This is a genomic window from Butyrivibrio sp., assembly GCF_024699075.1.
Genome location: NZ_JAILQF010000454.1, coordinates 1 through 7,022 on the forward strand (window position 1 = coordinate 1; position 7,022 = coordinate 7,022).

The window sequence follows — 7,022 nt, forward strand, 5'->3', positions numbered from 1 at the left end:
GCTTTCTATGGTCCTAAGATCGACCTTCAGATCAAGGATGCTCTTGGACGTGAGTGGCAGTGTGGTACAATGCAGCTTGACTTCCAGCTTCCTCACAACTTTGAGCTTACATATCAGGACAAGGATGGCACAATGAAGCAGCCTGTAGTTGTTCACAGAGCAATCTATGGTTCACTTGAGCGTTTCATCGGTATCATTACAGAGCACTTCAAGGGAGCATTCCCATTCTGGCTTTCACCATACCAGGTTGGTATCGTTCCGATCAGAGAAGAGCACAACGAATATGCTGAGAAGATCGCTAACGAGCTTACAGCTAACCATGTTCGTGTTGAGCTTGATACAAGCGACAGCAACATGAAAGAGAAGATCAAGAAGTTCAAGAATTATAAAGATCCATACATTCTTGTAATCGGTGATAAGGAAGCTGCAGAAGGAACAGTATCTATAAATGTTCGCGGCTCCAACAAGCAGATTCAGAATGTGCCTTTCAAGAAGTTTGTTGAGATGTGCAACAAGATGAATCTTGAAAGATCACTTGAGCTTATCCAGTCTCTTGACGAAGAGTAATAGCTGTGTTTTATAATTGAATTAGACTTATATTGACCATAGGATTTTTCCTGTGATCATATTAAGAGAAAACTAAAGGCATGCAGTTCATTCTGTATGCCTTTTTCTAAAAGCAAAAAGAAGTGACATAAGGGGGCAGCTATATGAATTTATTACTAGATGGCACAAAGATCACTATTGGTACCTGTTATTATCCTGAACACTGGCCTCAAAACATGTGGCAGGATGACCTTGAGAGGATGAAGAAAACAGGAATTGAAGTTATACGTATCGGGGAGTTTTCATGGAATCTGACAGAACCTGTAGAAGGCACTTATGTCTATGACTTTTTTGATGATTTTTTGGAGCTGTGCAATAAGATTGGTATGAAAGTTATCTTTTGTACACCAACAGCTACTCCTCCGGCATGGCTCACAGAGAAATATCCTGAAGTACTTAATGCCAAGAGAGATGGAAGTCTTGTCTATCATGGAGAAAGATGTCACGTTAATCATAGTAGCCGTATTTTTAGACAGAAGACTGAACTTATAACTGAGCACTTAGCAGCTCATTTTGCCTCACATCCATGCATCATAGGCTGGCAGATAGATAATGAGATCAACTGCGAAACGGATGAATTCTACTCTGAAAGTGATGATCTTGCTTTCAGGGAATGGGTCATTAAAAAATATATAAATCTTGATGCTTTAAATGAAGCCTGGGGAACAAGATTCTGGAATCAGACCTATTCCTCTTTTTCCGAAGTACATATACCACGTCAGACCAATCATAATGTTGGTAACCCGCATCAGAACCTTGATTACAGGCGCTTTGTATCTGACTGCGCAAGAAGCTATATAAAGCTCCAAAGCGATATAATCCGTAAGTATCTTAAAGAGGGTGATTTTATCACAACCAATGGAATGTTCAATCTTGATAACCATAAGATGAACAAGGAATCGCTTGATTTCTACACCTATGATTCATATCCAAACTTTGCTTATGATGAGTTTTATGATCAAAGAGGAGAAAGAGACCTTCTGGACCGATGGTGGAGCAGAAATCTTACAGAAGTAAGAAGTATATCAGAACCCTTTGGAATCATGGAACAGCAGTCAGGAGCAGGCGGATGGACTACAAGAATGAGAATGCCTACGCCAAGGCCAGGCCAGATAAGGCTTTGGACCATGCAGTCCATATCACACGGTGCTGAGTATGTATCGTACTTCAGATGGAGAACTTCCACGATAGGAACCGAGATCTATTGGCATGGAATACTTGATTATTCAAACCGTGAAAACAGAAGGTTAAGAGAAGTAAGGAATATCTGTGATGAGGTCAAGAAGTTATCACGAGTTTGTAACAGCAAATATGAAGCAAAGGTAGCGGTACTTAGGACCTGGGATAATCAGTGGGATGCGCAATGCGATAAGTGGCACAGCGAGCTTGAAGAGATAAGCCAGAAGGGCATATTTGCTGCAGCAACAAGGACTCATACCCCTATAGATTATATCTATCTTGGAAAGGGAACTTCGGATGAAGATCTGGAAAAATATGATCTTCTCATATTCCCTCACGCAGTTGTAGTAACCCAGATGGAAGCAATGATGCTTGAAAGATATGTAAAAAATGGAGGAAGACTCCTTCTTGGATGCAGGGCAGGCCTTAAAACATCTGAAGGGCATATTACTATGGATGATCTTCCAGGCGTCTTTAAGGACATGGCAGGATGTATAGTTGCAGAGTTCACGCCTGAAGCCCCTGATGAAGAGAATATATATGTGGTTAAACAAGGAGATAGTAACCAGAAGTTCAGACTATCTGCAAAAGGTTTTTTTGACCAGCTTCAGGTAACATCAAATACAGCAGAAGTTAAAGGAGTATACGATAGTACTTATATCAAGGATGAGCCTGCCCTTATCAGAAATATTTATGGACTTGGCAAGGTGTACTCTTTTGGAAGTACCTTTACGGAGGATACTGCTGCAGGGCTTTTCAAGATGCTTGGAGTATGCAGCCCTTATGAATACCTTATCGAACTTCCTAAGGAATGTGAACTTGCAGTAAGAACAGATGGCGCAAAGAAGTGGCTCTTTGTTCTTAACTTTGATAAGTCAGACGTAATTCTAAATCTTAAAAAAGAAATGCAGGATATTTTAAATGGCGGAAGCGCTTACGGAAGTTATGAACTTAAAGGCTACGACGTAGCAGTATTTGAAATTTGATAATGCTTAATAAAAAACGATTAACAACCATTTTATCTGGTTGTTAATCGTTTTTTGATGCCTCTATCTTTTTGATTATTTCAGATGTGAAAACATTAGCTTTTAAAAGGTCCTGCCTGTCAGGATGGGTCTTGGCATTGTCATAGGCTTCTATGACCATTTTAAGCTGCTCGTCAGAACATTTGCCGCGACAGGATTCATATTTTTGTCTGAATTCTATAGGCATGCGGCCCTGGCAAAAGTAAGATCCAAGAACTGTGTTATCATCAGGAAGCCAGGTGGTAGCTGCAAGTTCAAGTTTCTTGTAATAGGTTTCGGTATTACCAAGACTGCAGGTTCCAAATATGGCAACATTTTTGCCATGAAGAGAAGACAGAAGGTCGATTATTTCCATTGAACAGGTGCCAAAATTGGCCCAGTACCCAATGAAATAGTTCTCAGCTTCATGAAGTCCCACAAAAGAGCGCACGTTAATGATCTCTTTACGACTGTCAGGAATGGCATTATATATTTCTTCAGCAACTTTCTTGGTGTTGCCGGTTTCGCTTGCATAAGCGACAAGATATTTAAGCATATATAACTAACCTCATATCAGATGCAGAAAAATGGGAAGCAGCATCCGCCACCACCGCAACATGCATTACATAAAACCATAGTCATACATAGTCTTGAACAGTCGACGCTTCCTCCAAAAGGATATCCGTAGGAAGAACTTTGTCTCATATACCAGTTACCACCGGAATTTAAGATCTGAACAAGTTCCTGATAATTACGGTTTCCAGGCTCCATCTTTGCTGCCATCTGGGCATGTTGGAGAGCTGTTGCATTATTACCTACACCATTATTGGCTACAGCACTGTAGTAATACCACATTGCTGATCTGTTTTTGATAGAATCAAGGACATTCAGAGCTTCTCTGAAATGACGTCCCTGAATATAATTAACTGCTGCACGAAGGTGGATAGAATCTTCATCATCTTCACCGGCAGCTCTTTGATTGTTAAAACCTCCGAATCCAAAGTCGCCATAATCACCAAAGCCGCCAAAACCGCCGTATCCTGAACCGTATCTTCCGGAAGGGCCTGACTGAGAGTAATCACCTGATCGTTCCCTCATGATCTGCTGATATGCCTGCTGTACAAGCTTGAACATTTCTTCGGCTTTATCTTTATTTGGATTGTTTATATTTGCATCGGGATGATATTTTCTTGATAAGTTTCTGTAAGCCTTTTTGACTTCATCATCGCTGGCGCTGCTTGTAATTCCCAGTACCTTATAAGGATCTGACATGTTTATTCGTAATCTCCTGACCGCTCAGGATACAAGGGTTTTATTCCTGCTCCTGGCTGTTTTTTGAAAGCTTTTTAGTTCTTGTCCCATGAATAAGTTCAAATTTGACCCAAACGCCTGAATATAGGATGTTTCGAAGTATGGTAACATTTTCAATGATAGGTAGCATTTCAAAAGCTTTGCAGCATTCTGATATCATCATTGTTAAAAGTTCGGAGCAGTAGGTATCGAAGCCTTCCGGATCCTTTTGCCATATTTCTTTGAAAGGATTGTAGGAACCCTTCTTGATATCTTTTTCTATATCATCACAGGCATCAAGTATATAAATGAATTTACCAAGGAAAAAACCTATTCTTCTAAGTGCAGAAGCCCACTCATCTTCTTCATAACAGAATATTTCAGCAAATATCTCACCAAAAAGTCCTGCAACCTTGTCGACATTTTGCTCGCCTGATTCTTCACATTCATTTATGCGGCGAAGACCATCCTTTATAAAAGCTGATTTTTCAGGATATTTCTTTTCAGCCTTATGAACAGCTTTAAGAAGAACTTCTGAGTATAACAGTTTTGAGAACTTGCGTTCATCATCCCAGTCATCTCTGCATTTATAGTAGGCAAGGAGAACATTCATATCCGCAGCATATTCCGAAAACTTGTTGATCCTCGTAGACTGCTTTACAATTGGATGAACTATACAATGAGTATCTCCAATTTTTTCTTCAGGTTCATAAAGTCCTGACAAAAGCATGATAAGGAACGTAAGATCATAAGTCAGAGTTGCCTGACCGGATAGCCCGTATTCTTTTTTCAGGATACGACAAAAACCGCAATAGTAAGCATGGTATATGTCGTACTCTTTAAATTTGATCTCAGGTTTATTGATGGTAATATAACCGAACATAGAATGACCTCTTAAAGTCAGGCTCTTTTTTGAAATTCAGTTCCGCATTTTGGACATCTTACCATTATATTGCCTTTGCCACGGGGAATACGTATTTTCTGACCACATCCGGGGCATTTATAGATATGATAGTTTCTAGCCTGATTAGCATTATATCTAAAGTTTTTAAAAAAGCCAACAACACGGTTTTTGATACTTATGAATTGCTCGTTTTCCTTATATCTTTCTGGTATTTTTTTGGATAGTAGCCGATAATAGCTATAGATGATAAGTCCAAGTGTTATAAGACTTATAATTCCGCTACCGGCTATTATATTTACGAATATAAAAATGAATGTAAGACCAAATAAAAATTTGGAAAATGCATCATAACCATATGTAATATATCTACCCTGCATATGGGTATACATAAAATTATTGAATTTCATTAAATAGTCCCTAAAACGCATATATGTTTAACACCTTTCTGTTATTTGCAGATAAACCCTAGTGGTACTATAATGACGTATGGGTCACATAATAGCTGATCCTGCTCTTTAAAGGACAGACTATGATAGCACCGATTAAAACGCAGCTGTTGCCCGTTTCTATATCAAATTCTATAATTCATATGTATAAAATACAATGATACAAGAATAAACAAATATAAAAAAACGCTAAACACTGCAATTAAAATAATATACAGGAGCACTGATATCAGATGCAGATCATAATCGTAGGCTGCGGTAACGTTGGACGTTCACTTATCGAACAGCTTAGCAAAGAAAACCATAATATCACAGTCATAGAAGAAGACAGTGATGTAATCCAGAATGTTGTCAACAACTATGACGTAATGGGGATAGTAGGTAACGGAGCCAGCTATTCTATACTCAAAGACGCTGGAATTGAAGCTGCTGATCTTATGATAGCAGTAACAGATTCTGATGAGATCAACCTCCTTTGCTGCCTTATTGCAAGGAAAACAGGGCATTGTCATACAATAGCAAGAGTAAGAAATCCTGTATATTCAAGAGAGATAGATTTTATCAAAGAAGAGCTTGGACTATCCATGGTCATAAATCCGGAAGAAGCCTGCGCCAATGAGGCTGCAAAGCTTCTCAAGTTCCCTTCAGCCAATAAGATAGATACATTTGCTAAGGGAAGAGCTGAGCTTATAAGAATCACAGTTTCAGAAGATTCCAAACTTTGCGATAAATCGATCAAAGATATTGCTCAGGAATTAAAACTCCCTGTTCTTATTGGTATTGTAAGAAGAGGAGAGGATGTTGTTATACCTGATGGCTCTTTTATCATAAGAGCCAAAGATGAGATATCTGTTATAGGAACACCAAGGAAAATGATTGCCTTCTTTAAAAAGAACAATCTGCCTACTGCAGGTGTTAAATCAACCATAATAGTAGGTGGAGGTCAGACCTGCCATTATCTTGCAAAGCAGCTTATTTCTTTTGGTATAGAAGTCAAAATCTTCGAATCCAACTTAGAAAGATGTAATGAACTTGCATCTCTTTTGCCGGAAGCACTTATAATACATGCTGATGGTACTGACAGAGCAGAGCTGTTGGAGGAAGGCCTTGTTGGTGCTGAGTCATTTGTAGTACTTACAGGTGTGGATGAAGAAAATATCATGCTCTCTTTATATACAGCTACAGTTTCCAAAGCCAAGCGTATTATCAGAGTTCATAGAGCAGGTTACAATGAACTTATTGGAACACTTGATGTTGGAAGCGTCCTTAATCCACGTAGCATAACTGCTGACAAGATCGTTCAGTATGTAAGAGGAATGACCAATTCTATGGGTTCACAGCAGCTTGAATCACTTTATAAGATGGATGACGATAAGGTAGAAGCACTTGAATTCATTATTTCTGCAGGAAGTCCTGTTATAGGAATTCCGCTTCAGGAGCTTCAGCTTAAGAAGGGCACACTTATTGCATGCATCAATCATCATGGTGAGATAATACTTCCTACAGGTCAGAGCCAGATTCAGGAAGGGGATTCTGTAATAATAATTACAACCTGCACCGGATTTGATGAGATAGAAGATATTCTTGCAGATA

General features: G+C 39.1%; 7 protein-coding genes. 3 read left to right on the forward strand and 4 right to left on the reverse strand.

Annotation, left to right across the window (positions count from 1 at the left end; all coding sequences use genetic code 11):
- Both K6G87_RS17860 and K6G87_RS17865 read left to right on the forward strand, forming a co-directional pair.
- Positions 1–567, forward strand: a 567-nt coding sequence (locus K6G87_RS17860; protein WP_296840309.1) for a His/Gly/Thr/Pro-type tRNA ligase C-terminal domain-containing protein, incomplete at its 5' end; no start/stop codon positions are given.
- Positions 568–710: 143 nt separating this feature from the next.
- On the forward strand, positions 711–2,771 hold the full coding sequence (locus K6G87_RS17865) for a beta-galactosidase (RefSeq protein WP_296840312.1): 2,061 nt from the start codon (positions 711–713) through the stop codon (positions 2,769–2,771).
- Positions 2,772–2,814: 43 nt separating this feature from the next.
- Here the strand turns inward: K6G87_RS17865 and K6G87_RS17870 are convergent, their stop codons facing one another.
- The 4 genes from K6G87_RS17870 to K6G87_RS17885 are packed head-to-tail and all read right to left on the reverse strand — an operon-like array spanning position 2,815 to position 5,390.
- Complete coding sequence (locus K6G87_RS17870; RefSeq protein ID WP_296840315.1) at positions 2,815–3,345, reverse strand: flavodoxin family protein; 531 nt, start codon at positions 3,343–3,345, stop codon at positions 2,815–2,817.
- 17 nt (positions 3,346–3,362) lie between these two features.
- A complete protein-coding gene (locus tag K6G87_RS17875) occupies positions 3,363–4,061 on the reverse strand; it encodes a J domain-containing protein (RefSeq protein WP_296840317.1) in 699 nt (232 codons plus the stop codon).
- A gap of 40 nt (positions 4,062–4,101) precedes the next feature.
- A complete protein-coding gene (locus K6G87_RS17880) occupies positions 4,102–4,962 on the reverse strand; it encodes a DUF5685 family protein (protein ID WP_296840320.1) in 861 nt (286 codons plus the stop codon).
- Positions 4,963–4,979: 17 nt separating this feature from the next.
- Entirely contained in the window at positions 4,980–5,390 is a 411-nt protein-coding gene (locus tag K6G87_RS17885) for a hypothetical protein (protein WP_296840323.1), read from the reverse strand.
- Positions 5,391–5,662: 272 nt separating this feature from the next.
- Between K6G87_RS17885 and trkA the strand changes: the two genes are divergently transcribed.
- A partial coding sequence (trkA, locus tag K6G87_RS17890) for a Trk system potassium transporter TrkA (RefSeq protein ID WP_296840326.1) occupies positions 5,663–7,022 on the forward strand: 1,360 nt, incomplete at its 3' end.

What these genes read in the sequence shown, in the direction of transcription:
- K6G87_RS17865 (WP_296840312.1), top strand. Translation starts at nt 711, where the DNA reads ATGAATTTATTACTAGATGGCACAAAGATCACTATTGGTACCTGTTAT.
- K6G87_RS17870 (WP_296840315.1), bottom strand. Translation starts at nt 3,345, where the DNA reads ATGCTTAAATATCTTGTCGCTTATGCAAGCGAAACCGGCAACACCAAG.
- K6G87_RS17875 (WP_296840317.1), bottom strand. Translation starts at nt 4,061, where the DNA reads ATGTCAGATCCTTATAAGGTACTGGGAATTACAAGCAGCGCCAGCGAT.
- K6G87_RS17880 (WP_296840320.1), bottom strand. Translation starts at nt 4,962, where the DNA reads ATGTTCGGTTATATTACCATCAATAAACCTGAGATCAAATTTAAAGAG.
- K6G87_RS17885 (WP_296840323.1), bottom strand. Translation starts at nt 5,390, where the DNA reads ATGAAATTCAATAATTTTATGTATACCCATATGCAGGGTAGATATATT.